General features: G+C 71.3%; 21 protein-coding genes. 13 read left to right on the forward strand and 8 right to left on the reverse strand.

Features of this window, described 5'->3' with window-relative positions; genetic code table 11:
- The first annotated feature begins 89 nt into the window (after positions 1 to 89).
- The 3 genes from OHA19_RS26190 (at position 90) to OHA19_RS26200 (ending at position 4,520) form a co-directional block, all read left to right on the forward strand.
- Positions 90 to 746: an NAD(P)-dependent oxidoreductase gene (locus tag OHA19_RS26190; protein ID WP_405751846.1), complete on the forward strand. Its 657-nt coding sequence runs from the start codon at positions 90 to 92 to the stop codon at positions 744 to 746.
- A 54-nt stretch (positions 747 to 800) separates the two neighbouring features.
- Positions 801 to 3,101, forward strand: a complete 2,301-nt coding sequence (locus OHA19_RS26195) for an ATP-dependent RecD-like DNA helicase (RefSeq protein ID WP_405721474.1) — start codon at positions 801 to 803, stop codon at positions 3,099 to 3,101.
- 129 nt (positions 3,102 to 3,230) lie between these two features.
- The gene (locus tag OHA19_RS26200) at positions 3,231 to 4,520 is read left to right on the forward strand and encodes a citrate synthase (RefSeq protein ID WP_072489174.1); all 1,290 of its coding nucleotides are present in this window, start codon (positions 3,231 to 3,233) and stop codon (positions 4,518 to 4,520) included.
- 580 nt (positions 4,521 to 5,100) lie between these two features.
- Here the strand turns inward: OHA19_RS26200 and OHA19_RS26205 are convergent.
- The 5 genes from OHA19_RS26205 to OHA19_RS26225 all read right to left on the reverse strand — a co-directional run bounded on the left by OHA19_RS26205 (position 5,101) and on the right by OHA19_RS26225 (position 10,271).
- Positions 5,101 to 7,443: a heavy metal translocating P-type ATPase gene (locus tag OHA19_RS26205; RefSeq protein WP_405751848.1), complete on the reverse strand. Its 2,343-nt coding sequence runs from the start codon at positions 7,441 to 7,443 to the stop codon at positions 5,101 to 5,103.
- A gap of 117 nt (positions 7,444 to 7,560) precedes the next feature.
- Positions 7,561 to 7,869, reverse strand: a complete 309-nt coding sequence (locus OHA19_RS26210; protein WP_405712805.1) for a heavy-metal-associated domain-containing protein — start codon at positions 7,867 to 7,869, stop codon at positions 7,561 to 7,563.
- A 104-nt stretch (positions 7,870 to 7,973) separates the two neighbouring features.
- Positions 7,974 to 8,417, reverse strand: coding sequence for a PrsW family glutamic-type intramembrane protease (locus tag OHA19_RS26215; RefSeq protein WP_405712803.1), 444 nt, complete (start codon positions 8,415 to 8,417; stop codon positions 7,974 to 7,976).
- A gap of 352 nt (positions 8,418 to 8,769) precedes the next feature.
- Positions 8,770 to 9,192 carry a peptidoglycan-binding protein gene (locus tag OHA19_RS26220; protein ID WP_405712801.1) on the reverse strand — a complete coding sequence of 141 codons (423 nt, stop codon included), beginning with the start codon at positions 9,190 to 9,192 and terminating at the stop codon, positions 8,770 to 8,772.
- Positions 9,193 to 9,290: 98 nt separating this feature from the next.
- Positions 9,291 to 10,271 (reverse strand): sugar phosphate isomerase/epimerase family protein, encoded by a 981-nt coding sequence (locus OHA19_RS26225; protein ID WP_405751851.1) that lies wholly within the window; start codon positions 10,269 to 10,271, stop codon positions 9,291 to 9,293.
- A 132-nt stretch (positions 10,272 to 10,403) separates the two neighbouring features.
- Between OHA19_RS26225 and iolC the strand changes: the two genes are divergently transcribed.
- From iolC to mmsA, 5 genes are read left to right on the forward strand one after another with little or no spacing between them, the layout of a single operon-like run.
- Positions 10,404 to 11,414: a 5-dehydro-2-deoxygluconokinase gene (gene iolC, locus OHA19_RS26230; RefSeq protein WP_405751854.1), complete on the forward strand. Its 1,011-nt coding sequence runs from the start codon at positions 10,404 to 10,406 to the stop codon at positions 11,412 to 11,414.
- Complete coding sequence (locus OHA19_RS26235; protein WP_405712796.1) at positions 11,411 to 12,331, forward strand: deoxyribose-phosphate aldolase; 921 nt, start codon at positions 11,411 to 11,413, stop codon at positions 12,329 to 12,331. Before iolC ends, OHA19_RS26235 begins: the two co-directional genes overlap by 4 nt.
- Positions 12,318 to 13,202 carry a 5-deoxy-glucuronate isomerase gene (gene iolB / locus OHA19_RS26240; RefSeq protein ID WP_405712794.1) on the forward strand — a complete coding sequence of 295 codons (885 nt, stop codon included), beginning with the start codon at positions 12,318 to 12,320 and terminating at the stop codon, positions 13,200 to 13,202. Before OHA19_RS26235 ends, iolB begins: the two co-directional genes overlap by 14 nt.
- On the forward strand, positions 13,199 to 15,082 hold the full coding sequence (gene iolD, locus OHA19_RS26245; protein WP_405712791.1) for a 3D-(3,5/4)-trihydroxycyclohexane-1,2-dione acylhydrolase (decyclizing): 1,884 nt from the start codon (positions 13,199 to 13,201) through the stop codon (positions 15,080 to 15,082). The genes iolB and iolD overlap by 4 nt, the downstream gene beginning before the upstream one ends.
- 12 nt (positions 15,083 to 15,094) lie before the next feature.
- The gene (gene mmsA / locus OHA19_RS26250; protein ID WP_405712790.1) at positions 15,095 to 16,594 is read left to right on the forward strand and encodes a CoA-acylating methylmalonate-semialdehyde dehydrogenase; all 1,500 of its coding nucleotides are present in this window, start codon (positions 15,095 to 15,097) and stop codon (positions 16,592 to 16,594) included.
- A gap of 66 nt (positions 16,595 to 16,660) precedes the next feature.
- Here mmsA and OHA19_RS26255 read toward each other — a convergent pair whose 3' ends face one another.
- Positions 16,661 to 17,083 carry a hypothetical protein gene (locus OHA19_RS26255; protein ID WP_405751857.1) on the reverse strand — a complete coding sequence of 141 codons (423 nt, stop codon included), beginning with the start codon at positions 17,081 to 17,083 and terminating at the stop codon, positions 16,661 to 16,663.
- A gap of 185 nt (positions 17,084 to 17,268) precedes the next feature.
- Positions 17,269 to 18,000, reverse strand: a complete 732-nt coding sequence (locus OHA19_RS26260) for a VC0807 family protein (RefSeq protein WP_405712787.1) — start codon at positions 17,998 to 18,000, stop codon at positions 17,269 to 17,271.
- A gap of 227 nt (positions 18,001 to 18,227) precedes the next feature.
- Here OHA19_RS26260 and OHA19_RS26265 point away from each other — a divergent pair, with 227 nt between their 5' ends.
- On the forward strand, positions 18,228 to 18,833 hold the full coding sequence (locus OHA19_RS26265) for a DUF4291 domain-containing protein (RefSeq protein WP_405712786.1): 606 nt from the start codon (positions 18,228 to 18,230) through the stop codon (positions 18,831 to 18,833).
- A gap of 79 nt (positions 18,834 to 18,912) precedes the next feature.
- Here the strand turns inward: OHA19_RS26265 and OHA19_RS26270 are convergent, their stop codons facing one another.
- Positions 18,913 to 20,061: a DUF3103 family protein gene (locus OHA19_RS26270; RefSeq protein ID WP_405751860.1), complete on the reverse strand. Its 1,149-nt coding sequence runs from the start codon at positions 20,059 to 20,061 to the stop codon at positions 18,913 to 18,915.
- 311 nt (positions 20,062 to 20,372) lie between these two features.
- On the opposite strand from OHA19_RS26270, the gene OHA19_RS26275 reads away from it, so the two are divergent.
- The 4 genes from OHA19_RS26275 (at position 20,373) to OHA19_RS26290 (ending at position 26,521) form a co-directional block, all read left to right on the forward strand.
- Positions 20,373 to 21,095, forward strand: coding sequence for a DUF981 domain-containing protein (locus OHA19_RS26275; protein WP_405712782.1), 723 nt, complete (start codon positions 20,373 to 20,375; stop codon positions 21,093 to 21,095).
- A 164-nt stretch (positions 21,096 to 21,259) separates the two neighbouring features.
- The gene (locus OHA19_RS26280; protein ID WP_405712781.1) at positions 21,260 to 23,920 is read left to right on the forward strand and encodes an alpha/beta fold hydrolase; all 2,661 of its coding nucleotides are present in this window, start codon (positions 21,260 to 21,262) and stop codon (positions 23,918 to 23,920) included.
- A complete protein-coding gene (locus OHA19_RS26285; RefSeq protein ID WP_405751863.1) occupies positions 23,917 to 24,795 on the forward strand; it encodes an ABC transporter permease in 879 nt (292 codons plus the stop codon). The genes OHA19_RS26280 and OHA19_RS26285 overlap by 4 nt, the downstream gene beginning before the upstream one ends.
- Positions 24,796 to 24,922: 127 nt before the next feature.
- Positions 24,923 to 26,521 carry a von Willebrand factor type A domain-containing protein gene (locus tag OHA19_RS26290; RefSeq protein WP_405753317.1) on the forward strand — a complete coding sequence of 533 codons (1,599 nt, stop codon included), beginning with the start codon at positions 24,923 to 24,925 and terminating at the stop codon, positions 26,519 to 26,521.
- The last annotated feature ends 34 nt before the right edge of the window (positions 26,522 to 26,555 follow it).

Here is a 26,555-nt window from a genome sequence, read left to right on the forward strand (position 1 = left end):
ATCACCATCCAAGCCACTAACTGAACGGTATTGGGTCTAGCGTCCGTCGCATCGGCCTGCGGAGCGCGGGCCCGGGCGAGGGGACTCCCATGAGCAGCAGGATCGTTGTCTTCGGGGCCGGCGGGCGGGCCGGACGGCGCGCGGTCGCCGAGGCGGTGGCCCGTGGGCACCGGGTCACCGCGGTGGTGCGGGACACGGACAAGTACCGGGACCTGGCCGGTGACGGTGTGAGCGTGGTGGCCGGTGACATGACCCGGGCGGACAGTGTCGCGGAGGTCGCGGCGGGACACGACGCGGCGATCGGCGCGGCGGCCCGGGTCGACATGCCCTCGGCGGACTTCTACGTGGGCGCTGCCCATGCGCTGCTGGACGGCCTGGCCAGGGCCGGGGTCGGCCGGCTGGTCTTCCTCGGCATCGGTTCCACGCTGGAGACCGCTCCCGGGGTGGCGGTCCACGACGCCCCCGGCACCCCGGAGGAGCACCGGGCCTTCTCGCTGGGCCACGCAGCGGCGCTCGACGTGCTGCGCGCCGCCGAGACGGACATCGACTGGCTCGTCGTAGCCCCGCCGCCCGTCTTCCTCGACGACGAGGCGCCGCGTACCGGCAGGTACCGGACGGGGGACCACCGGGTGCTGCCGGTCGCCGACGGCGTATCCGCCTTCTCCTACGCGGACTTGGCGGTCGCGCTCGTCGATGAGATCGAGGCCCCGAAGCACCACCGATCGCTCACCGCGGTGGCCGGCTGACCGCACCGGCACGGGCTGTCGTACCCGCCCGGTACCGTCACTGGTATGTCCACCTTGCCGAATATGGCCGTCCTCGAAGGTGTGCTGGAGCGCATCACGTACGCCAACGAGGAGAACGGGTACACGGTCGCGCGCGTCGACACCGGTCGCGGTGCCAACGATCTGCTCACCGTGGTCGGTTCGCTGCTCGGTGCGCAGCCCGGTGAGTCGCTGCGCATGGAAGGGCGCTGGAGCTCGCACTCGCAGTACGGCAAGCAGTTCACCGTCGAGAACTACACGACGCTCCTGCCCGCCACCATCCAGGGCATCCGCCGCTACCTCGGCTCCGGGCTGATCAAGGGGATCGGCCCGGTGATGGCCGACCGGATCACCACCCACTTCGGCGTCGACACCCTCGACATCATCGAGAACGAACCGAAGCGGCTCGTCGAGGTCCCCGGCCTCGGCCCCAAGCGCACGAAGATGATCGCGGCCGCCTGGGAGGAGCAGAAGGCGATCAAGGAGGTGATGGTCTTCCTCCAGGGCGTCGGCGTCTCCACCTCCATCGCCGTCCGTATCTACAAGAAGTACGAGGACGCCTCGATCTCCGTCGTGAAGAACCAGCCCTACCGGCTGGCCGCCGACGTCTGGGGCATCGGCTTCCTCACCGCCGACAGGATCGCCCAGGCCGTCGGCATCCCGCACGACAGCCCGGAGAGAGTCAAGGCCGGTCTCCAGTACGCGCTGTCGCAGTCCACCGACCAGGGGCACTGCTTCCTCCCCGAGGAGCGGCTGATCGCGGACGGGGTGAAGCTGCTCCAGGTCGACACCGGGCTGGTCATCGAGTGCCTCGCCGAGCTGGCCGAGGACCCGGAGGGCGTCGTACGGGAGAAGGTGCCCTCGCCCGAGGGCGGCGAGCTCGTCACCGCCATCTATCTGGTGCCCTTCCACCGCGCCGAGGTCGCCCTCGCCGCCCAGGTGCAGCGGCTGCTGCGGACGCCCGAGGAGCGGATGCCGGCCTTCGCGGACGTGGACTGGGACAGGGCGCTGGCCTGGCTCGGACGGCGTACGGGGGCGCAGTTGGCGCCCGAGCAGGAGGCGGCGGTCCGGCTCGCGCTCAGCCGGAAGGTCGCGGTGCTGACCGGCGGGCCCGGCTGCGGGAAGTCGTTCACGGTCCGGTCGATCGTGGAGCTGGCGCGGGCCAAGAAGGCCAAGGTGGTGCTGGCGGCGCCGACCGGGCGGGCGGCCAAGCGGCTCTCCGAGCTGACCGGGGCCGAGGCATCCACCGTGCACCGGCTGCTCGAACTGAAGCCGGGCGGCGATGCCGCGTACGACCGGGACCGTCCGCTGGACGCCGATCTGGTCGTCGTCGACGAGGCCTCGATGCTGGATCTGCTGCTGGCCAACAAGTTGCTGAAAGCGGTGGCACCCGGTGCCCATCTGCTGCTCGTCGGGGACGTCGACCAGCTGCCGTCGGTCGGTGCGGGGGAGGTGCTGCGCGATCTGCTCGCCGACGGCAGCCCCGTGCCCGCGGTCCGGCTCACCACCATCTTCCGCCAGGCCCAGCAGTCCGGCGTCGTCACCAACGCCCACCGGATCAACTCCGGTGTGCCGCCGCTCACCCAGGGCCTCAATGACTTCTTCCTCTTCGTGGAGGACGAGACGGAGGACGCCGGTGTGCTCGCGGTGGACGTCGCGGCCCGTCGCATTCCCGCCAAGTTCGGCCTGGACGCGCGGCGCGACGTACAGGTCCTCGCGCCGATGCACCGCGGCCCGGCCGGGGCGGGCACGCTCAACGGGCTCCTCCAGCAGGCCATCACCCCGGGCCGCCCGAACCTCCCCGAGAAGCGGTTCGGCGGACGGGTCTTCCGGGTCGGCGACAAGGTCACCCAGATCCGCAACAACTACGACAAGGGGGAGAACGGCGTCTTCAACGGCACGGTCGGCGTCGTCACCGCCCTTGACCTGGACGAACAGACGCTGACGGTGCTCACCGACGAGGACGAGGAGATCGGCTACGACTTCGACGAGCTCGACGAGCTGGCCCACGCCTACGCCATGACGATCCACCGCTCCCAGGGCAGTGAGTACCCGGCCGTCGTCATCCCCGTCACCAAGAGCGCCTGGATGATGCTCCAGCGGAACCTGCTGTACACCGCCGTGACCAGGGCCAAGAAGCTCGTCGTACTGGTCGGCTCACGGCAGGCGATCGGCCAGGCGGTCCGCACGGTTTCCGCAGGCAGACGCTGTACGGCGCTGGATTACCGGCTGTCCGGCGGCTGGGGCGGAGGATCGGCGGAAAAAATGATCGATCAAATCGGTGGGAAACATCACGCAGCCCTTCCGGAACCGGAACCGAGGGGGCAGGATGAGTAAGCTCGCGGCACTCAGTGCCGCGAGTAGGTCCAATGGACGACCCCGAGTGCACTCTCCTGAGCCAAATGGGGGAGGGTGGAGACAGTCAGGGAACCTCGAAGAAGAGGCACTACGTCGGTGAGGGATGACGTGAGCGACAACTCTGTAGTACTGCGGTACGGCGACGGCGAGTACACCTACCCGGTGATCGACAGCACCGTCGGCGACAAGGGCTTCGACATCGGGAAGCTCCGGGCCAATACCGGTCTGGTGACACTGGACAGCGGATACGGCAACACCGCAGCCTATAAATCCGCCATCACCTACCTCGACGGTGAGCAGGGCATCCTCCGGTACCGCGGCTACCCCATCGAGCAGCTCGCCGAGCGCTCGACGTTCCTGGAGGTCGCGTACACGCTCATCAACGGCGAGCTTCCCAAGGTCGACGAGCTGTCGACCTTCAAGAACGAGATCACCCAGCACACGCTGCTGCACGAAGACGTCAAGCGTTTCTTCGACGGCTTCCCGCGCGATGCCCACCCGATGGCCATGCTGTCCTCGGTCGTCAGCGCGCTGTCCACGTTCTACCAGGACAGCCACAACCCGTTCGACGAGGAGCAGCGCCACCTCTCGACGATCCGGCTGCTCGCCAAGCTGCCGACGATCGCGGCGTACGCGTACAAGAAGTCGATCGGCCACCCCTTCGTCTACCCGCGCAACGACCTCGGGTACGTCGAGAACTTCCTGCGCATGACCTTCTCGGTCCCGGCCCAGGAGTACGACCTGGACCCGGTCGTCGTCTCCGCGCTCGACAAGCTGCTCATCCTGCACGCGGACCACGAGCAGAACTGTTCGACCTCCACCGTGCGTCTGGTCGGCTCCTCGCAGGCGAACATGTTCGCCTCGATCTCCGCCGGCATCTCGGCATTGTGGGGCCCGCTGCACGGTGGCGCCAACCAGTCGGTGCTGGAGATGCTCGAAGGCATCCAGGCCAACGGCGGCGATGTCGACTCCTTCATCCGCAAGGTGAAGAACAAGGAGGACGGCGTCCGCCTGATGGGCTTCGGCCACCGGGTGTACAAGTCCTTCGACCCGCGCGCCAAGATCATCAAGGCCGCGGCGCACGATGTCCTCTCGGCCCTCGGCAAGTCCGACGAGCTGCTCGACATCGCGCTGAAGCTGGAGGAGCACGCGCTCTCCGACGAGTACTTCGTCTCGCGCAACCTCTACCCGAACGTGGACTTCTACACGGGTCTGATCTACCGGGCCATGGGCTTCCCGACCGAGATGTTCACCGTGCTCTTCGCGCTCGGCCGCCTCCCCGGCTGGATCGCCCAGTGGCACGAGATGATCAAGGAGCCGGGTTCCCGCATCGGCCGCCCGCGCCAGATCTACACCGGTGAGGTCCTGCGCGACTTCGTCCCGGTCGAGGCTCGCTGAACCTCGTAGCACCCCTCGCACGACCCCGGCCGCCGAGGCCGGTCGACTTCGCCCCGCGTACCGCGCTTTCGCACAGAGCGCGGTGTCCGGGGCGATTTGCGTGCCCGGCGGTCGGTTCGCAGCCGAGCAGCAGTCACCTACGAGCGACAGCCGCCGACGAGCGGCAGTCATCGGTGAGCGACGGTCGCAGTCGGGTGACAGGGAGAAGCGCCCCGCCATCGATCCCCCCACGGGCCGACAGCGAGGCGCTTCCCATGTCCCGGAGCGGATTCCCCCCACGGGATCCGGCCGGGCGTCTGTGGGAGCCGAAGCTCCTGCGTTCCTCAACCACTGCGCACTGCGCGCTGCGTTCTGTGCGCTCTTCAGTTGTCCTTCTGCTGCGATCTGCCGGGGTACGTACGCACGGGAGGGCCGCTCAAAGCTCCCCGGTGCACGTGCCCCGGCCAACGCTTGCCCGAAGCGTCCCCCAAGACACTCCGACGGACGTCCCCCAAGACATCCTTGGCATCGCACTCTTAGACTCACGAACCCGCCGGATGGTTACCCTGAAATCCATGTGATCTGGATCTCTTTGTGGATATTACGTGAAGGCGCGCAACCGCAGGCTGTTCGTCACGACGAAGACCGATGAGAAGGCCATCGCCGCTCCGGCAATCATAGGATTGAGCAGGCCAAATGCCGCAAGGGGCAGGGCGGCCGCGTTGTATCCGAATGCCCAGAAAAGGTTGCCCCTGATCGTGGTCAGGGTGCGCCGGGAGAGCCGGATCGCGTCGGCGGCCACCTTGAGATCTCCACGAACCAGGGTGAGGTCGCCGGCCTCGATCGCGGCGTCCGTGCCGGTCCCCATCGCCAGGCCGAGGTCGGCGGTGGCGAGGGCGGCCGCGTCGTTGACCCCGTCACCGACCATGGCCACCGAACGGCCCTCGCCCTGGAGCCGCGCGATGACGTGCACCTTTTCCTCGGGCAGCACCTCGGCGTGGACCTCGTCGATCCCGACGGCGCGGGCCACGGCGTCGGCCACGGCCCGGTTGTCACCGGTCAGCAGGACGGGGTGGAGCCCGAGTGCGCGGAGGTCGGCGACGGCCTGCGCGCTGGACTCCTTGATCTTGTCGGCCACCGCGAGGACGCCGCACGCCCGTCCGTCCCAGGCGACCATGACCGCGGTACGGCCCTCGGCCGCCGCGTCCGCGACGGCGCCGGACAGGGTGTCGGGGACGTCGATGCCCGCGTCGGCGAGCAGCTGTTCGCGGCCGACGAGGACGGCGTGGCCCTCGACGACGCCCTGGACGCCGAGGCCGGCGATGTTGGCGAAGTCCTCGGGGGTGGGGAGGGTGGTGCCGGTGCGTTCGGCGGCTCCGGCGGCGACGGCCTGGGCGATGGGGTGTTCGGAGGCGTGTTCCAGGGCGCCCGCGAGGCGCAGTACGTCGGTTTCGGTGGTGTTGTCGGCGGTGTGGACGTCGAGGAGGGTCATGCGGCCGGTGGTGACGGTGCCGGTCTTGTCGAGGACGATCGTGTCGACGCGGCGGGTGGTCTCCAGGACCTCGGGTCCCTTGATCAGGATGCCGAGCTGGGCTCCGCGTCCGGTGCCGGCCATGAGGGCGGTCGGGGTGGCCAGGCCCAGGGCGCACGGGCAGGCGATGATCAGTACGGCCACGGCCGCGGTGAACGCGGCGGTCACGTCGTCCGTCAGGAGCAGCCAGGCGACCAGGGTGACGAGCGCGATCAGCAGCACCACGGGTACGAAGACGGCGGAGATCCGGTCCGCGAGGCGCTGCACCTCGGCCTTGCCGTTCTGGGCGTCCTCGACGAGCTTCGCCATCCGGGCGAGCTGGGTGTCGGCGCCGATCCGGGTGGCCTCGACGACGAGCCGGCCGGAGGCGTTGACGGTGGCCCCGGTGACGGAGTCGCCGACGCCGGCCTCCACGGGAACGGACTCACCGGTGAGCATCGACGCGTCCACGGCCGAGGCACCCTCGACGACGGTGCCGTCGGTGGCGATCTTCTCGCCGGGGCGGACCACGAAGCGGTCGCCGACGGCGAGCCGGGCGACGGGGACGCGTACCTCCGTACCGTCCCGGAGGACGGAGACGTCCCTGGCGCCCAGGTGCATCAGCGCCCGCAGGGCGGAACCCGCCTTCCGCTTGGACCGCGCCTCCAGGTAGCGGCCCAGCAGGATGAAGGTGACGACCCCGGCCGCGACCTCCAGGTAGATGGATGAGGAGGCGTCGACGCGGGAGGCGGTGAGGTCGAAGCCGTGCCGCATCCCGGTCATGCCCGCGTCGCCGAGGAAGAGCGCCCACAGGGACCAGCCGAAGGCGGCGAGGGTGCCGATCGAGACCAGGGTGTCCATGGTGGCCGCGCCGTGCCGGAGATTGGTCCAGGTCGCACGGTGGAAGGGCAGCCCGCCCCAGACGACGACGGGAGCGGCGAGGGTGAGCGAGAGCCACTGCCAGTTGTCGAACTGGAGGGCCGGGACCATCGCGAGCAGGACGACCGGGGCGGCGAGGACGGCCGAGACGATCAGGCGCTGCCGCAGTGCGGCGAGAGCCGGATCGGCGTCTTCCTGCTCATCGGCCTCGGTCCCGGTCTCGGTCTCGGTCCCGGCCTCGTCTCCGGCTGCACCCGTCGCCGTGGTCGATCGCATCGGCGGCGCGGGCGGCGCGGGTGGTTCGGGGCGGTGGACCGGCTGTGCCGTGTAACCGGTCTTCTCGACCGTGGCAATCAGATCCGCGAGGCCGGTCTCCGGGCCGAAGGCGACCTTGGCCTTCTCGGTCGCGTAATTGACGGTGGCGGTGACTCCGTCCATCCGGTTGAGCTTCTTCTCGACGCGGGCCGCGCAGGAGGCGCAGGTCATCCCGCCGATCGTGAGCTCGGCGGTCGAGTCCTCCGCCGTCCGGGCCGCGGCCTCTGTTGCGCTGTGCATGTCCGAACTCCTGAAATGCCGACCGGGCCGTACCCCACCAGTATCTGCTGGCAGGTCCGGCCCGGCGGCAAGGGGGACGCGGGTGCGTCCGGTGTATCGGGTGTGCCCCGACGCTGTTCAGGCCCGGCCGACGAGCTCGTAGCCCGCCTCGTCGACGGCGGCGCGCACGGTGTCGTCGGACAGCGGGGCCTCGGAGACGACGGTCACCTGCCCGGTGGAGGCCACGGCCTTCACCGAGGTGACACCCTCGATGCCGGAGACCTCCTCGGAGATGGCGCCCTCGCAGTGGCCACAGGTCATGCCGGACACCTGGTAGACGGTGGTCACGCCGCCCGCCTGCGCGCCGGTGTCCGCGCTGTCGTGGCAGGAGCCGCTGGGCGAGCAGCAGGAACCGGTGGCCTGGGGGAGCTGGGTCTCGGCGGTCATGGTGTTCTCCTCTTCGACGAGCACAAAGGGTGACGAGTGCGAAAGGCTGTGCGTCGGGAACCCCGGGGAGCCCGGTGCGCCTCGACACGCTCCACACTATACCCCTAGGGGGTATGAATGCGAGTGGCCTGCCTCCCGTCCGCTCCGGCGTTCCGCGCACTGCGCGCCAGCGACCGCAGCCAGGCCAGTGCGACGAGCGTGATCACGACCATGCCGCCGATCGAGAAGACGGTGAACAGGTGCTTCTGCTCGTCGGTGGGGGCCGGGATGTAGCCCTGGGCGAAGAGCGCACGGTTCAGGCCCGTGTCGGTGACCCTGGCCACCAGCCAGATCGCGATGCCGTGCATCGAGTCCCAGAGCGAGTGCAGCACGGCGACGCCGAGATAGGTGCCGATCACGGGCGCGGCGAGGCGGAAACGCCCGTTCGGCGTCCGGAACGAGAGGAGCACGCCACCGGCGATCGCGGTCCAGAGCCCATGGCCGAACGGTTCGAGCACCCCGCGCAGCACCTCGGTCTCCAGCAGGGCGCGCAGGTCGATGCCCTTCATGGCCGGAGGACGATGCCGCCCCACAGGCAGCGCTTCCAGAGCCCCGGGCGTGGCTGCGGCGGAGCCGGTGGGGACTGGGGGTGATCCGGGGCGGACCGTGGCTGCCGGGCGGAAGGGGCGGCGGGCGGCGGGCCGGCGGGGTCGCTGTTCCAGTTCACACGGACTCCCTCTGCGTCTCGCGTGCGCCCGGGGCCTCTCGTCCGGATCACGCCGGGCTCGCGGGGTCCGGCAACGCCCCCGGATCCGGCCTGATCCAAACGAAAAGCCCCAGCGCATATCTGCTGATTTGTCCGACCCTATGGCGTAAGGCGCCGTAGGGCATTCGGGCGAGGAGGGGGAGCCGGGGCGGGGGTTACGGGAAGGGGAGCGGGGTCACGCGGTTCGGTCCCGCGTGCCAGAGCGTCGACCAGGTCGCCGTCGTGACCCGGCCGTCCGGCACGAGCGGCGGGTGGTCGGCCTGGAAGCGCTGCACGGCGACGAGCGTCTCGGCCCCGAACGTCCCGTCGACCGCGGACCACGGCAGGTAGTGGCGGTTGGCCAGCAGGCACTGCACCTGGAAGACCCGGTCGCCCTGCTCGCCGAAGGAGGTCGGCCGGTCGCCGTCGTAGAAGGCGCAGACCGGGCTGGAGCCGGGCGGCGGTGCCGGGTTGCCCTCGTCGGCCGAGGCTCCCGGCGCCGAGGCGAGGGCGGCGACCAGGGCGACCGTGGTCAGGGCGGCGGCGGTCAGCGCCTGGGCCGCGGCCCTCCTGCGGAACGGCGGCATCTTTCGGGTCATGGTGAGGTGCTCCTTGTGCGGTGGTGTGGTGTACGGCGGTGGGGTGCGACCGGAGCCGCGCCCCCGCCTCTCACCGAGGACAACACCGCGCACCGCCGCTACGTCACGTCCCCGGGTCGTTCGGCGTGTTCCGGCCCGCGACCCGGCCCGTGTCCCGCCCCGCGCCCCGGCCCGCCGCAGGAGCGGAGGAACTCCCGGGTGCGGCGGGCGATGGGGAACGGCTTGTCGGGCGGGCACGGGTACATGTCCTGCTCGACGATGGCGAACAGGTCGACGTCCAGTTCGCGGGCGGCGGCCAGCACGGGCTCCAGTGCGGGGACCCCGCCCGGCGGCTCGCACATCACGCCGCGCGCCACGGCCGGGCCGAACGGCACCTCGTCCGCCACGACCCGGGCCAGGATCTCCGGGTCGACCTGCTTGAGGTGCAGATAGCCGATCCGTTCGCCGTAGGTCTCGATGAGTTTGACGCTGTCGCCGCCGCAGTAGGCGTAGTGCCCGGTGTCCAGGCAGAGCGAGACGAGCTCCGGATCGGTGGCGTCGAGGAAGCGGGCGACGTTCTCCTCGGTGTCGATGTGGGTGTCGGCATGCGGATGGACCACGATGCGCAGCTCGAAGCGGTCCAGCACCTCGCGGCCCAGCCGCTCCGTCTGCGTGGTGAGATCGCGCCACTGCTCCGCGGTGAGGCCGCGGTCCTCCAGCACCTGGCCCGTCCGGTCGTCGCGCCAGAACGAGGGGATGACCACCAGATGCCGGGCGCCCATCGCCCGGGTGAGTGCCGCGATGTCGGCGACATGCGCCCAGGTCCGGTCCCAGACGCCCGGTCCGTGGTGCAATCCGGTGAAAACGGTCCCCGCCGAGACCGAGAGGTCCCGGCGGCGGGTCTCGTCGGCGAGGCGGACCGGGTCGGTCGGGAGGTAGCCGTACGGGCCGAGCTCGATCCACTCGTAGCCCGCCGCGGAGACCTCGTCGAGGAAGCGCCGCCAGGGCACCTGGAGCGGATCGTCGGGGAACCACACCCCCCACGAGTCGGGTGCCGAACCGATACGGATACGGGCCGGGGCCCCTGCGGAGGAGGTCATGCCGTCCAGGGTTCCGGCCGGGAGGGCGGGTGTCAATCATTCGTCCGTATGTCCGGACAAAGCATTGACACGGTTCCGGGGGAGGGCTAGACCTGGGGGAAGTCACCCCGGACGGCGGTCGAAGGGATGGTCATGCCTGAGCGGTACGACGTCATCACCATGGGCCGCATCGGTGTGGATCTCTACCCCCTCCAGACCGGTCTGCCACTGGCCCGGGTGGAAACCTTCGGGAAGTTCCTCGGCGGTTCGCCGTCCAACGTCGCCGTAGCGGCGGCCCGGCTCGGCCGCCGGGCGGCGGTGGTGACGCGCACCGGACGGGACGCCTTCGGGGAGTATCTCCACCACCAGTTGCGGGAGTTCGGGGTGGACGACCGGTGGGTGACGCCCGTCGACGCGTATCCGACCCCGGTCACCTTCTGCGAGATCTTCCCGCCCGACGACTTCCCTCTCTACTTCTACCGGCGGCCCAAGGCCCCCGACCTGGAGATCCACACCTCGGAGCTGGACCTCGGAGCGATCCGGTCCGCCCGGGTCTTCTGGATGACCGGCACCGGGCTGTGCGCCGAGCCCAGCCGCTCCGCGACCCTCGCCGCACTGCGCGCCCGCGACCGCTGCGGAATCACCGTCTTCGACCTCGACTGGCGCCCGATGTTCTGGGACACCACGGAGGAATCCGCGCCCGGCTCCACCCCCGCGCCCACCCCAACCGCCCGCTACCGCGAGGCGCTCGCCCTCGCCACCGTCGCCGTCGGCAACGTCGACGAGTGCGAGCTCGCGACCGGCGAGCGCGAACCGTACGCGGCCGCCCGCGCGCTGATCGGCGCGGGCGTCGAACTCGCCGTCGTCAAACAGGGCCCCGAGGGCGTGCTCGCCGTCCACCGCGACGGCACGGCGGCCGAAGTGCCGCCGCTGCCCGTCGACGTCGTCAACGGCCTCGGGGCCGGTGACGCCTTCGGCGGGGCGCTCTGCCACGGGCTCCTCGCGGGCTGGGGGACCGCGCGGATCATGCGGTACGCCAACGCCGCGGGAGCCATCGTCGCCTCCCGGCTCGCCTGCTCGTCCGCCATGCCGTTCCCGTACGAAGTCGAAGCGGCCCTGACCGAAGGCGCCGTCACCTCCCGCCCCACCGGAGCCGCCCCATGACACCCCCGGCCTCCTCCGTATCCGAGCTCGTCCAGTTGCGCATGCGCCACCCCGAGGCCGTCGCCGAAGCCGCCGCGCGACGCCGCAGACGACCCCTCGTCGGCAGCGGTGGCCGGCTGATGATCATCGCGGCGGACCATCCGGCCCGCGGCTCGCTCGCCGTCGGCGACCGCGCACTGGCCATGGCCAACCGCTTCGAGCTGCTGGAACGGCTCCGCCTGGCCCTCTCCCGCCCCGGCGTCGACGGAGTGCTCGCCACCGCCGACATCCTCGACGACCTGCTGCTGCTCGGCGCGCTGGAGAACAAGGTCGTCATCGGCTCGATGAACCGCGGCGGACTCGCGGGCGCCGCCTTCGAACTCGACGACCGGTTCACCGGCCACCGCCCCGAGGACCTTGCCCGGCTCCGCTTCGACGCGGGCAAACTGCTGCTCCGGATCGACTACGACGACCCCGGCTCGCTCGACACCATGCACGCCACCGCCCGCGCCATCGACGCCATGGCAGCACACCGGCTGCCGGTCTTCGTCGAACCGTTCCTCTGCCGCCGCACCGACGGCCACGTCCGCAACGACCTCGGCGCCGAGGCGGTCACCACCTCGATCGCCATCGCGTCCGGGCTGGCCGGGACGTCCGCGTACACCTGGCTCAAGGTCCCCGTCACCGAGGATCCCGACGACATGGCCCGGGTGATGGAGGCGTCGACGCTGCCCGCGGTGCTGCTGGGCGGGGAGGTGGGCGACGACCTGGACGGGGCGTTCGGGAAGTGGCGCACGGCGCTGCGACTGCCCACTGTCCAGGGGCTGGTGGTGGGGCGTTCGCTGCTCTACCCGGCCGACGGAGAGGTGGCCGCGGCCGTCGACACGGCCGTCTCACTGCTGGAGCCGAGAGGAAGCCGAGTCCATGACCACGACTGACGACGAACCGCGCCACCACCTGAAGGCCGGGAGCACGGCGAGCGGTTCCTGCACCCTCGACATCGACCCGGAGCGGGCCGGCTGGGACCGGTCGAGCCTGCGGATCCTCGAACTCGAACCCGGCGGAGTTCACACGCTCGTCACCGGGGAGAGCGAGTGGATCGTTCTGCCGTTGACCGGTGGCTGTACGGTGCACGCCTCAGGTGAGATCTTTGAACTGCTGGGCCGGGAAAGCGTGTTCAGCGGGGTATCCGACTTCGCGTACGTACCGCGTGAGGCCCATGCACAGATCGCCTCCGGCGCTGGAGGCCGCTTCGCCCTGGCAGGAGCGAAGTGCGAGCGACGACTCCCCGCTCGCTACGGCCCCGCGCCGGAGGTACCCGTCGAGCTGCGCGGCTCCGGGAACTGCTCCCGCCAGGTCAACAACTTCGCCGCCGCCGACACCTTCGAGTGCGACCGGCTGATCGCCGTCGAGGTCCTCACCCCCGGCGGCAACTGGTCCTCCTACCCACCCCACAAGCACGACGAGCACCGCCCCGGCGCCGAGTCCGTGCTGGAGGAGATCTACTACTTCGAGGTGGAGCACGACGGCCTCGGCTACCACCGGGTGTCGCCCTCCCGCCCCGGCGGCACGGACGTCCTCGCCGAGGTCCGCAGCGGTGACGCGGTCCTGATCCCCGACGGCTGGCACGGCCCGTCCATCGCCTCCCCCGGCCGCACCCTCTACTACCTCAACGTGATGGCGGGCCCCGGGGAGCAGCGGGAGTGGCTGATCAGCGACCACCCGGACCACGGCTGGATCCGCGACACCTGGCCCGCGCAGCCGGTGGACCCCAGACTCCCCTTCTACGGGACGGAGCCGCGCCCATGAGCAGTACCCGCCGTCTCACCACCGCACAGGCCCTGGTGTCCTTCCTGTCCCGCCAGTACACCGAGCGCGACGGCCGGCGACAGCGCCTGATCAGCGCCACCTGGGGCATCTTCGGCCACGGCAACGTCGCCGGGGTCGGCCAGGCGCTCGTCGAATCGGGCCGCGCGATGCCCTACCTCCAGGGCCGCAACGAACAGGCCATGGTGCACGCGGCCGTCGGCTACGCCCGCCAGTCCGGCCGGCTCTCCGCGCAGGCCGTCACCACCTCCATCGGCCCCGGCGCCACCAACCTCGTCACCGGCGCCGCCCTCGCCACCGTCAATCACCTCCCGGTCCTCCTGCTGCCCGGGGACACCTTCGCGACCCGGCCCGCCGACCCCGTGCTCCAGCAGCTCGAAGTCCCGTCCGCCGGCGACATCTCCGTCAACGACTGCCTGCGCCCCGTCTCCCGCTACTTCGACCGGATCACCCGCCCCGAGGCCCTGATCCCGGCCGCCCTCCAGGCGATGCGGACCCTGGCCGACCCGGCGGAGACCGGCGCCGTGACGCTCGCGCTGCCGCAGGACGTGCAGGCCCAGGCGTACGACTGGCCGGAGGAGTTCTTCGCCGAGCGCGTCTGGTACGTACGCCGCCCCGCCCCCGATCCGCACGAACTCGACCGGGCGGTACGGGCGGTGCGCACTGCCCGCAGGCCGCTGGTCGTGGCGGGCGGCGGGGTCCACCACAGCGCCGCCGAGGAGACCCTCGCCGCGTTCGCCGCCGCGACCCGCATCCCGGTCGCCGCCACCCAGGCCGGCAAGGGCTCGCTGCGCCACGACCACCCCGCCGACGTCGGCGGCATCGGCCACACCGGCACCGCGACCGCCGACGAGCTGGCCCGCACCGCCGACCTGGTCATCGGCATCGGCACCCGCTACTCCGACTTCACCACCGCCTCCGGCACGCTCTTCGCCGACCCGGCGGTCCGCTTCCTCAACATCAACATCACCGGCTTCGACGCCCACAAGCTCGGCGCCCTCCCGCTCGTCGCCGACGCCCGCGCCGCCCTCGAAGCCCTCACCACCGCGCTCGCCGCCCGCAACCACCGCGTCGACCCCGCCTACGAGACGGAGTACACCGACGCCAAGGAGAAGTGGGAGCAGCGCGTCACCGCCGCGTTCACCGCCGCGGACCCGCACGCCCGGCCCACCCAGGCCCAGGTCCTCGGCCTCCTCGACGCCCTCGTCACCGAGGACGACATCCTGATCAACGCGGCCGGGTCGCTCCCCGGCGACCTGCACAAACTCTGGCGGGCCCGCTCCCCGCAGCAGTACCACGTGGAGTACGGCTACTCCTGCATGGGCTACGAGATCCCGGCCGCGATCGGGGTGCAGCTCGCCGCCCCCGGCCGTCCCGTCTGGGCCCTGGTCGGCGACGGCACGTATCTGATGAATCCCACCGAGATCGTCACCGCCGTGCAGCAGGAACTCCCGGTGAAGCTGGTCGTCCTCCAGAACCACGGCTACGCGTCCATCGGCGGCCTCTCCGAGCAGGTCGGCGCCGAGCGCCTGGGCACGGCGTACCGGCATCGCGGGGCGGACGGCACGTTCACCGGCCCGCCGCTGCCCGTCGATCTCGCGGCCAACGCCGGCTCGCTCGGCATGCGGGTGCTGCGCGCCAAGACCGTGCGTGACCTGCGCGAAGCCCTCGCCGAGGCACGTGGCGCGGACCGTCCCACTTGTGTCTACGTCGAGACCGAAACGGCAGACACTGTGTCGGGCCCCCCTCCGGCGCAGGCGTGGTGGGATGTTCCCGTCGCCGAAACGGCCACCCGGCCGTCGGCCGTGAAAGCCCGGGAAGTCTACGAACGTCACGTCGCCGACCGACGCCCCCACCTCTGAAGGAGTTCTGTCATGAAGACCGTCAACCACTGGATCGGTGGCAAGACCGTCGAGGGCGCGTCGGGCAACTACGGCCCGGTCACCGACCCGGCCACCGGGGCCGTCACCACCCAGGTCGCGCTCGCCTCCCTCGAAGAGGTCGACGCCGCGGTCGCCGCCGCCAAGGAGGCCTACGCCACCTGGGGCACGTCCTCGCTGGCCGCCCGCACCGCGGTCCTGTTCCGCTACCGGGCGCTGCTCGACGCGCACCGCGACGACATCGCCGCGCTGATCACCGCCGAGCACGGCAAGGTGCACTCGGACGCGCTGGGCGAGGTCGCCCGCGGCCTGGAGATCGTCGAGCTGGCATGCGGCATCACCACCCAGCTCAAGGGCGAGCTGTCCACCCAGGTCTCCACCCGGGTCGACGTCTCCTCGATCCGCCAGTCGCTCGGCGTCGTCGCCGGCATCACCCCGTTCAACTTCCCGGCCATGGTGCCGATGTGGATGTTCCCGCTCGCCATCGCCTGCGGCAACACCTTCGTGCTCAAGCCCAGCGAGAAGGACCCCTCGGCCGCCATGCTGCTGGCCGAGCTGGCCGCCGAGGCCGGTCTGCCGGACGGCGTGCTCAACGTCCTGCACGGTGACAAGGTCGCCGTCGACGGGCTGCTGAACCACCCGGACGTCGCCGCGGTCTCCTTCGTGGGCTCCACCCCGATCGCCCGTTACATCCACACCACCGCCTCCGCCAACGGCAAGCGCGTCCAGGCGCTCGGCGGTGCGAAGAACCACATGCTGGTGCTGCCGGACGCGGACCTCGACGCCGCGGCCGACGCCGCCGTCTCCGCTGCGTACGGCTCCGCCGGCGAGCGCTGCATGGCGATCTCCGCGGTCGTCGCGGTCGGCTCCATCGCCGACGAGCTCGTCGCGAAGATCAAGGAGCGCGCCGAGAAGATCAAGATCGGCCCCGGCAACGACCCGACGTCCGAGATGGGCCCGCTGATCACCGCCGCCCACCGCGACAAGGTCGCCTCCTACGTCACGGGTGCCGCCGCCCAGGGCGCCGACGTCGTCCTGGACGGCACCGGCTTCACCGTCGAGGGCTTCGAGGACGGTCACTGGATCGGCCTCTCCCTCCTCGACAACGTGTCCACCGACTCGGACGCGTACAAGGACGAGATCTTCGGCCCGGTCCTGTGCGTCCTGCGCACCGAGACGTACGAGGAGGGCGTCGCCCTCATGAACGCCTCGCCGTTCGGCAACGGCACCGCGATCTTCACCCGCGACGGCGGCGCCGCCCGCCGCTTCCAGCTGGAGATCGAGGCCGGCATGGTCGGCGTCAACGTGCCGATCCCGGTGCCGGTGGGCTACCACTCCTTCGGTGGCTGGAAGGACTCCCTCTTCGGCGACCACCACATCTACGGCAACGACGGCGTGCACTTCTACACCCGCGGCAAGGTCGTCACCACCCGCTGGCCGGACCCGGCCGACGCCCCGGCCGGTGTGGACCTGGGCTTCCCCCGCAACCACTGATCCCTCGCCCCGGCCGACGGCCCGTACGGACGCATCCCCCGTCCGTACGGGCCGTCGCCGTGCGGTTCACAGCCGCCGCAGGCCCGCGTACTGGAGCACGGCCATCGCCCCCACCACCAGGGCCTGGAACACGATCCACACGTTGCCCGCGGCCGTGGCGGTCGGCGCGTCCACGGCCACGGCCACCACACCGGCCACCGCCCACGCCGTGTTCAGGGCGATGACGACGGTGACCGCGCCGCGGCCGATGGTCTCCCGGCGGGAGACGGTCAGCAGCCACAGGGCGTACCCCGTGAGGAAGACCCCCACCGGGTACAGCACCGAGCGGTCCACACCGAGGAACGGGTCCAGGACGGTGGCGAGCGCCAAATAGCCCAGGCCGTTCGCGCCGGTGAGAACCACGTCCGCCAGTAGGGCGAACCGGAGCAGGCGGTCGGAGCGGGCGGTGTCCGCCGGCCGGACCGTACTCGCGTTCGGGGTCGACATCATGAGTCTTCCTTCCGTTGTCATGCGGCCGCACGGGGGAGCGCATGCCGGTACGGGAACGGTAGGAACGCGCAGGTGCCCGCTCAATTACCTCAGGGGTAATCGAGCGGGCACCCAGGGTCTTCCGCTCGGATCCGGCCGGTCGGCGCGCGGTCCGGCCCGAGCCGGAGGAAAGGCCCCAGGGCCGGTCAGCGCGCGGCCCGCGCCGTCTTCTCCGCCCCGGCCGCATCGGCGATCATCCGCTGCATCGGGACCGCGCCCACCCGGCCCGAGACCAGGAACGCGAACACCATCGTCATCACCATGATCACCGTGCCGAGCCACACCATCGTCTCCACCGGCAGTGTGTACGCGCCCACGGCCCGCACCACGCACTCGCCCAGCAGCGCCGTACCCCACACCGCCGAGAACCGGATCTCCGCCCGCCGGAACGCCGCCGAGTGGGCCGAGAGCCGCTGCCAGGCGGTGTCGTTGGCCGCGTCGCCCTTCACCAGCACGGGCCGCAGCCCCGCGCTCATCATCGGCTGCCCCTTCAGCGCGGTCACCAGGATCACCAGCCCGATAATGCTGCTCACCCCGCTGTCCTTGGCGAGCATCAGCCGCGGGTCCCCGACCGCCAGGCTGGTCAGCAGGCTGACCACGTTGACCGTCACGATCAGCGCCGCCAGCCCATTGAGCCGGCGCCCGCGCACCACGCTCCACACGGTGCGCACGGCCGGCAGCACACTGCTCCAGGCCAGCGCGGCGAAGGTGCTCAGGCCCGCCGCCTTCAGCGCGTAGTACGAGGCGAGCGGCACCGCCACATCCACCAGCAGCGGCATCATGCTGTCCAGCAGGGCCTCCTTGCGCGGCGAGTGCGGAGCGGTGGCGGCCGGAGCAACTGCGGCAGGGGCGGTGACGGTGGCTGCCGGGCTGGTCATGAGGGGTTCCTCTTCCGCGTGTCGGCGGTGCCTTCCCGGCCCCGCTCTCGATACGTACAGACTGGCCGCCGGGGCCCGTTGCCCGGCAGAGCCGCGTGTACCGGGCTCCGTATGACGAATGTCAGCCGCCGCCGGTGACAGGTCCGTTCACCACCCTGCGGAGCGCTGGACTCCGGTACGCCGTAAACCGTTCGCCGCGCCCGTCGGAGCGGTGCTCTGATGGGGCCATGACCGCTCCGACCAGGCCTCAGCACGAGATCCGTGCCCAGCACACGGACACCACCGTCACCGTCTACCAGGCGTACGCCCCCCTCATCGGCGTGCCCGCCGCCCGTGACGGACGCTTCCCCGACGTCTGGAAGCGCGACAGGATGACCTGGATAAAGCCGAGCTTCCTGTGGATGATGTACCGCTGCGGCTGGGGGCTGAAGGAGGGTCAGGAGACGGTGCTGGCCGTCGAGATCACCCGCGAGGGCTTCGACTGGGCCCTGGAGAACGCCGAACTCTCGCACTACGTCCGGGGAATCCACCCGGACCGTGCTACCTGGCAGCGGAACCTGCGCCGCGCCCCGGCCCGCGTCCAGTGGGACCCCGAGCGCGACCTGCGCCTGGACCGGCTGCCGTACCGCTCGCTCCAGCTCGGGCTCTCCGGCGAGGCGTCGCAGCGCTACGCGGACGAGTGGACGGTGTCCGTCCGCGACGTCACCCCGCTCGCCCGGCGCATCCACGCGCTGGTGCGTGAAGGACGGCTCGACGACGCGGCGCCGCTCCTGCCCGTGGAGACGCCGTACCCGCAGGGCGGCGTCCCGCTCCAGGGCCGGGTGGCGGCCTGACCCCGGGCGGCGGCCCGACCCCGGGCGCATGCGCGGCGCCGCACTCCGCGCATGCTCCGGCGTGTCATGGCGCGGGTGGTCAGAGCTCCGGCACGTGGTACGGAGAGACGGTCATCCAGCCGTTGCCCGCAGCGCCGTTGCGCGTGCCGCTGCTGCTCTTGGCGAGGGTGTACCAGGAGTCGACGTAGTCCGGGTCATCGGTCCACCAGCTGGTGGGGATGGCCTCGAGCAGCGCGTCGGCCAGGGGGATGTACACGCCCTGGTCGGTGATGGTGAGCAGGACCGTGGCGATCGCCTTGGCCAGGGCCTGGTAGTTGGTGTCTCCGTCGTCCTCCATCATGACCGCGTCGGCCATGTCGTACTTGTAGTCGGACCAGTTCACCAGGACCTGGCCCGGGTAGTAGGTCGTGTCCTCCTTGTTCAGATAGGGCATCTCGACGGTGTCGACGCGCGGTTTGCCGTCCTTGCCGAACCCCGTGACGAGGGTGAAGATCTCGGCGTCGCCCTTGAAGAAGGGTTCCTGGACGTCGCCGATCCGCACCGAGTCGATCCGGGTGGTGTCGATGCCCGACGCGGCGGCCAGGTTGCTGGTCGCGGCCGGTGCGAGGGTGCCGAGGCCCTTGGACTCCAGGGTCTTGTCGATGACCTTCAGCCCCTCGGCGACGGCCTTCGCGCCATCGATGTCGACGAGGTAGACCGGCCGGCCGGGGGCGCTGTCCAGGGAGAGTTCGTGGGCCGCGCCCCTGCTGTCGTAGGCGGTGAACGTCGAGCGGCCGTCGTCGTCGGACGGAACGGCGGCCACCAGCGGGGCCGCGCCCGAGGCGAGCCGGTTCCGCATCGACGCGTCGGCCAGGCCGAGCCGCAGCAGCGAACCCGCGCCGCTGCCCAGGCCCTTGGCGGTGGCGACGCCCCGGTCGGCCGAGGCGATCGGGGCGGCGAGCTTCCGGCCGGCCGGGGCGGTGGCGTCGTCGGTCAGTCCGGCGAGGCCGACCGAATCCGCGGCCAGGGCGGCTCTGCGGACCTCTCTGTTCCAGGCCGGATCGGCCAGGGAGCGGGCGAGCGCGAGAGCGGTGGCGTCCGCGATGCCGGAGACCGAGGAAGAGGCGGCGGTGGCCGCCGTGTTCGTTCCGGACGGTGCTGCCAGCGCGGCGCCCTGAAGCGGGACCAGGGCGGTCGCGGCCAGGGCGACACCGATCAGTGCCGTGCGCAGCGGCGTGGATGTACTCAAGGGGATCTCTCCTGCCGGGAGTTGGAGCGTTACGGGGGTGACGGCGCGGCCACCGGCGTCCGGCGAGCGGCGGAGGGGCGATCGCATCGGTCTATGCGAGTAGACCCCGGCTTTGTGTCCATGACAAGACCGCCCGGTTCCGGCGAGAAGGGCAGGGGTGGGTTGTGGGGCCTGGTGTGCGCCACGTGACTCGGGTGCGCGGTCTGCGGTGTGCGCCTGCTACTCGAATGCGCGGGGCCCGGTGTGTGCCTGCGACTCGAATTAACGGGCAAATGCCGCATCAGTTGCATATACATCGATACGCTCCCGGAATGATTCACCATGTCATCCCCCTGGCGGCATCCGGCCTCAAGATCGACTGGGCCAGAATGCCGACGTACAACACGATCATGTCGGTGGCCGCCGGTGCGGGCCTGCTGCTCGTGGTGGCGCTGGGGCGCCAACTCCTCACCCCCGGAGGCACCATCAACCCCGAAGGCTGGGTCCTCGCCTTCGGAGCCCTCGGCTTCACCCTGGTCACCACGGGCCTGCACATGACCCTGACCTGGCCGCTCGCCGGTCAGGGCTTCCCGTTCGACAACATCATCTTCGGCGAACCGGCGCTCGCCTTCGGCGTCTTCCTCTTCGCCGCGGCCTTCTACCTCTGGAAACGCGGAGCCGAACTCAACAGCGCGGACCGCGTCGACCGGTCGGCCCGCGCCGCCATGCCCATCTCCGTCTTCGTGTTCGGGCTCGGGCTCGCCTGCTTCGGCATCGCCGCCGCGGGCTGGAAGTACACCCTCTTCGCCGCACCGCCCGAGGAACCCATCTCCGGGGAGTTCGCGCGGTGGCCGATCCTGGAGGCGAGCTTCATGTCCGGGCTGTACGTCCTGGTGGGCATCGGCGCGCTGCTGTTCCCGTTCGTGCTGCGCCGGCCGTCGAGCCGGCTGGCTCCGGTGACCGGTGTCGTCTGGGGGCTGGCCGGTCTGGCGTTCCTGATCTTCGGCGGGCTCAACTACTTCACCCACATCGGCCTCATCGTCAACACCATGTGAGTCACCACCATGTGAGCCACCCGGTGTCCGACGGTCCTCCACGCTCGAACGGCCCGGCATACCGCGTATGGAGTACGGGGGCGATCGCCGTACGCCGCAAGGAGGCCGGAGACCTCCCCCTGGTGGCTGGCCGCACACCGCGCCGGCCCGCTTAGGGTCGCACCATGGAGACTCCCGAAGCGAGCAGGTCCAGGTGGCGGCGGCCGGTGCGTCGCGGACGCGGCCGGTGGGTCGCGGGCCTGGCGGCGCTCGCCGTGCTGGCCGGTGCGGGCGCCTGGAACGCCGCGGCCGACGACGGCGGACCCGCCGTGCACCGCCAGGACCGGATGATGAAGGCCGACGGGGTGTCCATCGACACCTCGTACTTCACCGCCGGTGGCACCGGGCGCCGGCCCGCCGTGCTGATCGGGCACGGCTTCGGCGGCAGCAAGGACGATGTGCGGGCGCAGGCCGAGCAGTTGGCCCGCTCCGGGTACGCCGTGCTGACCTGGTCCGCCCGCGGGTTCGGGAAGTCGGGCGGGGACATCGCGCTCAACGCCCCCGACCGCGAGGTCGCCGACGTGTCCCGGCTGATCGACTGGCTCGCGGACCGGCCCGAGGTGGAACTCGACGCGAAGGGCGACCCCCGCGTCGGGATCACCGGCGCCTCCTACGGCGGAGCCGTCTCCCTCCTCGCCGCCGGGTACGACAAGCGGGTCGACGCCATCGCCCCGCAGATCACCTACTGGAACCTCGCCGACGCGCTGTTCCCCGACGGGGTCTTCAAGAAGCTCTGGGCCGGAATCTTCGTCACCACCGGCGGCGGCTGCCAGAAATTCGAGAAGCAGCTCTGCGAGATGTACGAACGGGTCGCTGTCAGCACGAAGCCCGACGCCGCCGCACGTGAACTGCTCGCCGAGCGTTCGCCGAGCGCCGTCGCCGACCGCATCAAGGTGCCCGCGCTCATCGTGCAGGGCCAGTCCGACTCCCTCTTCCCGCTCGGCCAGGCCGACGCCATGGCCGAGGCCATCAGCGGCAACGGCGCACCGGTCGCCGTCGACTGGATCGCCGGCGGACACGACGGCGGCGACCCGGAGACCGACCGGGTGCAACGGCGGATCGGCGACTGGTTCGACCGGTACCTCAAGGACGACAAGGGCGCCGACACCGGGCCCGGCTTCCGCGTCACCCGCACCGGAGGCATCGACTCCACCGACGGAGCCGCCCTCACCCGGGGCGCGACCAGCGCCACGTACCCGGGGCTGAACAGCGGCGTGGAGAGCGTCGGCCTGGCCGGGCGCACGAAGACGTTCCGCAACCCGGCCGGGGCCAACCCGCCCGCCATCTCCGCCGTTCCCGGTGTCGGCGGCGGCCTCGCCCAGTTGTCGTCCCTCGGCGTCGGCCTCTCGATCGACTTCCCCGGCCAGTACGCCCGCTTCGACTCGGCCCCGCTGGACGAGCCGCTGAGCGTCACCGGCTCGCCGGCCGTCCGCGTCGACGTCAAGGCGGAGCGGGGCGACGCGGTGCTGTTCGGCAAGGTGTACGACGTGTCGCCGGACGGCAAGCAGCAGCTGCTGCCCTCCCAGCTCGTCGCCCCCTTCCGGATCACCCCCGACCAGCAGGGCAAGCCGGTCCGGCTGACCCTCCCCGCCATCGACCACCGCTTCGATGCCGGACACCGGCTCCGCCTCGTCCTCTCCGCCACCGACCTCGGCTACGCCTCACCGGCCGAGCCGACGACGTACACCGTGACCCCCGAGGGACCGCTGAGCGTCCCCACGGCACCCGCCCTGAAGACCGCACCGGCCACCCTGCCCTGGTGGACCTGGGGACTCCCGGCCGCCGCCGTCCTGATCGCCGCCGCGCTGCTGCTCACCGCCCGCCGCCGCACCGCGACGCCCGCACCCGATCCCGCACTGGCAGGCGTACCCCTCCAGATCACCGGCCTGGCCAAGAAGTACGCCGGATCCGCCGACCGGTATGCCGTGAAGGACCTGTCCTTCCGCGTCGAGAAGGGGCAGGTGCTCGGCCTCCTCGGTCCCAACGGCGCCGGCAAGACCACGACGCTGCGCATGCTGATGGGGCTCATCACCCCCGACGACGGCGAGATCCGGGTCTTCGGCCAGGCCATCCGGCCGGGCGCACCCGTGCTGTCCCGGGTCGGCTCGTTCGTCGAGGGCGCCGGCTTCCTGCCGCACCTGTCCGGGCGCGCCAACCTGGAGCTGTACTGGCAGGCCACCGGGCGCCCCGCCGAGGACGCGCACCTGGAGGAGGCCCTGGAGATCGCCGGGCTCGGCGACGCCCTGGCCCGCGCCGTCCGCACCTACTCGCAGGGCATGCGGCAGCGGCTCGCCATCGCCCAGGCCATGCTCGGCATGCCGGACCTGCTGATCCTCGACGAGCCGACCAACGGCCTCGACCCGCCCCAGATCCGCGAGATGCGTGACGTGATGATCCGTTACGCGGCCGGGGGCCGGACCGTCATCGTCTCCAGCCACCTGCTCTCCGAGGTCGAACAGTCCTGCACCCACCTCGTGGTCATGGACCGGGGCCGGCTCGTCCAGGCGGGCCCGGTCGCCGAGATCACCGGCTCCGGCGACATGCTGCTCGTCACCACCGCGCAGGAGGTCCCCGAGCCGCTGGTGGAGAAGATCGCCGCACTCACGGGGATCGGCTCGGCGGTCCGCACCGACGACGGACTCGGACTGCTGGTACGGCTCGACGGCGCCACCGCGTCCGGGCTGATCACCGAACTGGTCAGGCTGGACGTTCCGTTGACCGGTGTCGGACCGCACCGCCGCCTGGAGGACGCGTTCCTCACCCTGATCTCCGGAGGCTCCGCATGAGTGCCGCAGTCGATCTCCCCCAGGGAGCCGAAGCCCCCGGCTACCGGGCCCGGCACACCCTGCCGCTGCGCGTCGAGGCGATGCGCCAGCTGCGCAGGCGCCGCACCCTGCTCATGGGCGGGGTGCTGGCCGCGCTGCCGTTCATCCTGATCGTCGCGTTCGCGATCGGCGGCACCCCGGGCTCGCGGGGCGGCGGCAGCGACCGGATCACCCTGATGGACACCGCGACCGCTTCCGCCGCGAACTTCGCCGCGACCTGCCTGTTCGTCTCCGCCGGGTTCCTGCTGGTGGTCCCGGTCGCGCTGTTCTGCGGCGACACCGTCGCCTCGGAGGCGAGCTGGTCGTCGCTGCGCTACCTGCTGGCGGCTCCGGTGCCACGGGCCAGGCTGCTGTGGAGCAAGCTCGTCGTGGCGCTCGGCTTCAGCCTGGCCGCGATGGTGCTGCTGCCGCTCGTCGCACTGGCCGCGGGGGCCGCCGCGTACGGCTGGGGGCCGCTCGAACTGCCCACCGGGGGCGCGCTCGCCGCCTCGCAGGCCGTGCCGCGGCTCGCGCTCGTCGTCGCGTTCGTCTTCGTGTCCCAACTGGTCACCGCAGGACTGGCGTTCTGGCTGTCCACCAAGACCGACGCACCGCTCGGCGCGGTCGGCGGCGCGGTCGGGCTGACCATCGTCGGCAATGTGCTGGACGCCGTCACCGCGCTCGGCTCCTGGCGCGAATTCCTGCCCGCGCACTGGCAGTTCGCCTGGGCGGACGCACTCCAGCCGGAGCTGGAATGGGGCGGCATGGCCAAGGGGGCGGCGGTCTCGGTGACCTATGCCCTGATCCTGTTCGCTCTCGCCTTCCGGGGGTTCAGTCGTAAGGACATCGTGTCCTGACGACTCCGCCGTTCTCCCGGCCTCCGTTGCCGCATCGAGATCCATCCGCAACGTCTTCGTCTGCTCCCCGGCGCCGTCTCGCACGTCACATTCACAAGTGCTGATACGACGACGTTGGGGGCAGGCGATGGAACGCCGGACGGGTAAACACACAAGGCGGCACGTGCGGACATGGCGGGGCGCACTCGGTGTGCTGCTGGCGGGCGGGGTGCTGCTCACCGGGTGCTCGGGGACGTCGAGCGGGAACAAGGCCGCCTCCGACAGCCGGGGCAGCAGGGCGTTCCCGGGCCCCGCACCCGCCGCCTCGGCCGGTGCCGACAGCGACGGCGCGAAGAAGCAGGACGGGCTGCGGGAGTCCGCGCCGCCCGACTACCTGTCCACCTTCGCCCTGGACGTCGACACCGCCTCGTACGGCTACGCGCGCCGTACCCTCGCCGACGGCGGCCTGCCGGATCCTTCCACCGTGCGGCCCGAGGAGTTCGTCAACAGCTTCCGCCAGGGCTACCGGCGCCCGGACGGCAACGGCTTCACCGTGAACCTCGACGGGGCCCGCGCCGGGGACAAGGGCGAGGACTGGTCGCTGGTGCGGGTCGGGCTGGCCACCCGGGCCGCCCCCGCCCGTGACGAACGCCCGCCCGCCGCGCTCACCTTCGTCGTCGACATCTCCGGCTCGATGGCCGAGGCGGGCCGCCTCGACCTGGTGAAGAAGTCCCTGGGCATCCTCACCGACGAACTCCGCGACGACGACTCGGTCTCCCTGGTCACCTTCAGCGACGAGGCGAAGACCCTGCTGCCGATGACCCGGCTGCGGGACCACCGGGGCAGGATCCGCGACCGGGTCGACTCCATGGAACCCACCGACTCCACCAACGTCGAAGCCGGCGTCCGCCGCGGGTACGACGAGGCGGTCGACGGCCGTGTCGAGGGCGCCAACAACCGGGTCGTGCTGCTCTCCGACGCCCTCGCCAACACCGGCGAGACGGACGCCGAAGCCATCCTGGAACGCATCGGCTCCGCCCGCCGCGACCACGGCATCACCCTCTTCGGGGTCGGCGTCGGCAGCGACTACGGCGACGCGTTCATGGAGCAGCTCACCAACAAGGGCGACGGCCACACCACCTACATCGCCGACGAGGACCAGGCACGCAAGGTCTTCGTCGACCAGCTGCCCGCACACCTCGAACTGACGGCACGCGACGCCAAGGCCCAGGTCGCCTTCGACCCGAAGACCGTCAAGCAGTTCAGGCTCATCGGGTACGAGGACCGCAAGGTCGCCGACGAGGACTTCCGCAACGACCGCGTCGACGGCGGCGAGGTCGGCCCCGGCCACACGGTGACCGCGCTCTACGCCGTACGCCTCAGGGCGGGTGCCTCGGGCCATGTGGCGACGGCGACCGTGCGCTGGCTGGACCCGAAGACCCGGGCACCGCGCGAGCAGCACGGCACGGTCGCGACGGGGGCGATCGGCGGACCGCTGTGGGGCGGTGACAGCAAGCGCCTCCAAGTGACCGCGGTCGCCGCCTACTTCGCCGAGACGCTGCGCGGCGAACAACTGCCGGGCACACCCGGACTCGGTGAACTCGCCTCGCGGGCCGGTACGTTGGCGTCCGCCACCGAGGACGGGTCGGTACGGAAGCTGGCGACCATGATCGGACAGGCCGACCGGCTCAAGGGCGGCTCGGGCGAGGGTGGTTCCGGGGAGATGCCGCAGGGCGAACTGGACTGAACGGGGAGCGGCGGGCCGGCCGCCGAGGACATGA

It is taken from the genome of Streptomyces sp. NBC_00012, assembly GCF_045040875.1.
Taxonomy (GTDB): Bacteria; Actinomycetota; Actinomycetes; order Streptomycetales; family Streptomycetaceae; genus Streptomyces.

Coding starts and splice junctions, on each gene's coding strand:
- mmsA (WP_405712790.1), top strand. CDS start 15,095: ATGAAGACCGTCAACCACTGGATCGGTGGCAAGACCGTCGAGGGCGCG.
- OHA19_RS26235 (WP_405712796.1), top strand. CDS start 11,411: ATGACACCCCCGGCCTCCTCCGTATCCGAGCTCGTCCAGTTGCGCATG.
- iolD (WP_405712791.1), top strand. CDS start 13,199: ATGAGCAGTACCCGCCGTCTCACCACCGCACAGGCCCTGGTGTCCTTC.
- OHA19_RS26275 (WP_405712782.1), top strand. CDS start 20,373: ATGATTCACCATGTCATCCCCCTGGCGGCATCCGGCCTCAAGATCGAC.
- OHA19_RS26215 (WP_405712803.1), bottom strand. CDS start 8,417: ATGAAGGGCATCGACCTGCGCGCCCTGCTGGAGACCGAGGTGCTGCGC.
- OHA19_RS26190 (WP_405751846.1), top strand. CDS start 90: ATGAGCAGCAGGATCGTTGTCTTCGGGGCCGGCGGGCGGGCCGGACGG.
- OHA19_RS26280 (WP_405712781.1), top strand. CDS start 21,260: ATGGAGACTCCCGAAGCGAGCAGGTCCAGGTGGCGGCGGCCGGTGCGT.
- OHA19_RS26290 (WP_405753317.1), top strand. CDS start 24,923: ATGGAACGCCGGACGGGTAAACACACAAGGCGGCACGTGCGGACATGG.
- OHA19_RS26285 (WP_405751863.1), top strand. CDS start 23,917: ATGAGTGCCGCAGTCGATCTCCCCCAGGGAGCCGAAGCCCCCGGCTAC.
- OHA19_RS26225 (WP_405751851.1), bottom strand. CDS start 10,271: ATGACCTCCTCCGCAGGGGCCCCGGCCCGTATCCGTATCGGTTCGGCA.
- iolB (WP_405712794.1), top strand. CDS start 12,318: ATGACCACGACTGACGACGAACCGCGCCACCACCTGAAGGCCGGGAGC.
- iolC (WP_405751854.1), top strand. CDS start 10,404: ATGCCTGAGCGGTACGACGTCATCACCATGGGCCGCATCGGTGTGGAT.
- OHA19_RS26220 (WP_405712801.1), bottom strand. CDS start 9,192: ATGACCCGAAAGATGCCGCCGTTCCGCAGGAGGGCCGCGGCCCAGGCG.
- OHA19_RS26205 (WP_405751848.1), bottom strand. CDS start 7,443: ATGCACAGCGCAACAGAGGCCGCGGCCCGGACGGCGGAGGACTCGACC.
- OHA19_RS26265 (WP_405712786.1), top strand. CDS start 18,228: ATGACCGCTCCGACCAGGCCTCAGCACGAGATCCGTGCCCAGCACACG.
- OHA19_RS26255 (WP_405751857.1), bottom strand. CDS start 17,083: ATGATGTCGACCCCGAACGCGAGTACGGTCCGGCCGGCGGACACCGCC.
- OHA19_RS26260 (WP_405712787.1), bottom strand. CDS start 18,000: ATGACCAGCCCGGCAGCCACCGTCACCGCCCCTGCCGCAGTTGCTCCG.
- OHA19_RS26210 (WP_405712805.1), bottom strand. CDS start 7,869: ATGACCGCCGAGACCCAGCTCCCCCAGGCCACCGGTTCCTGCTGCTCG.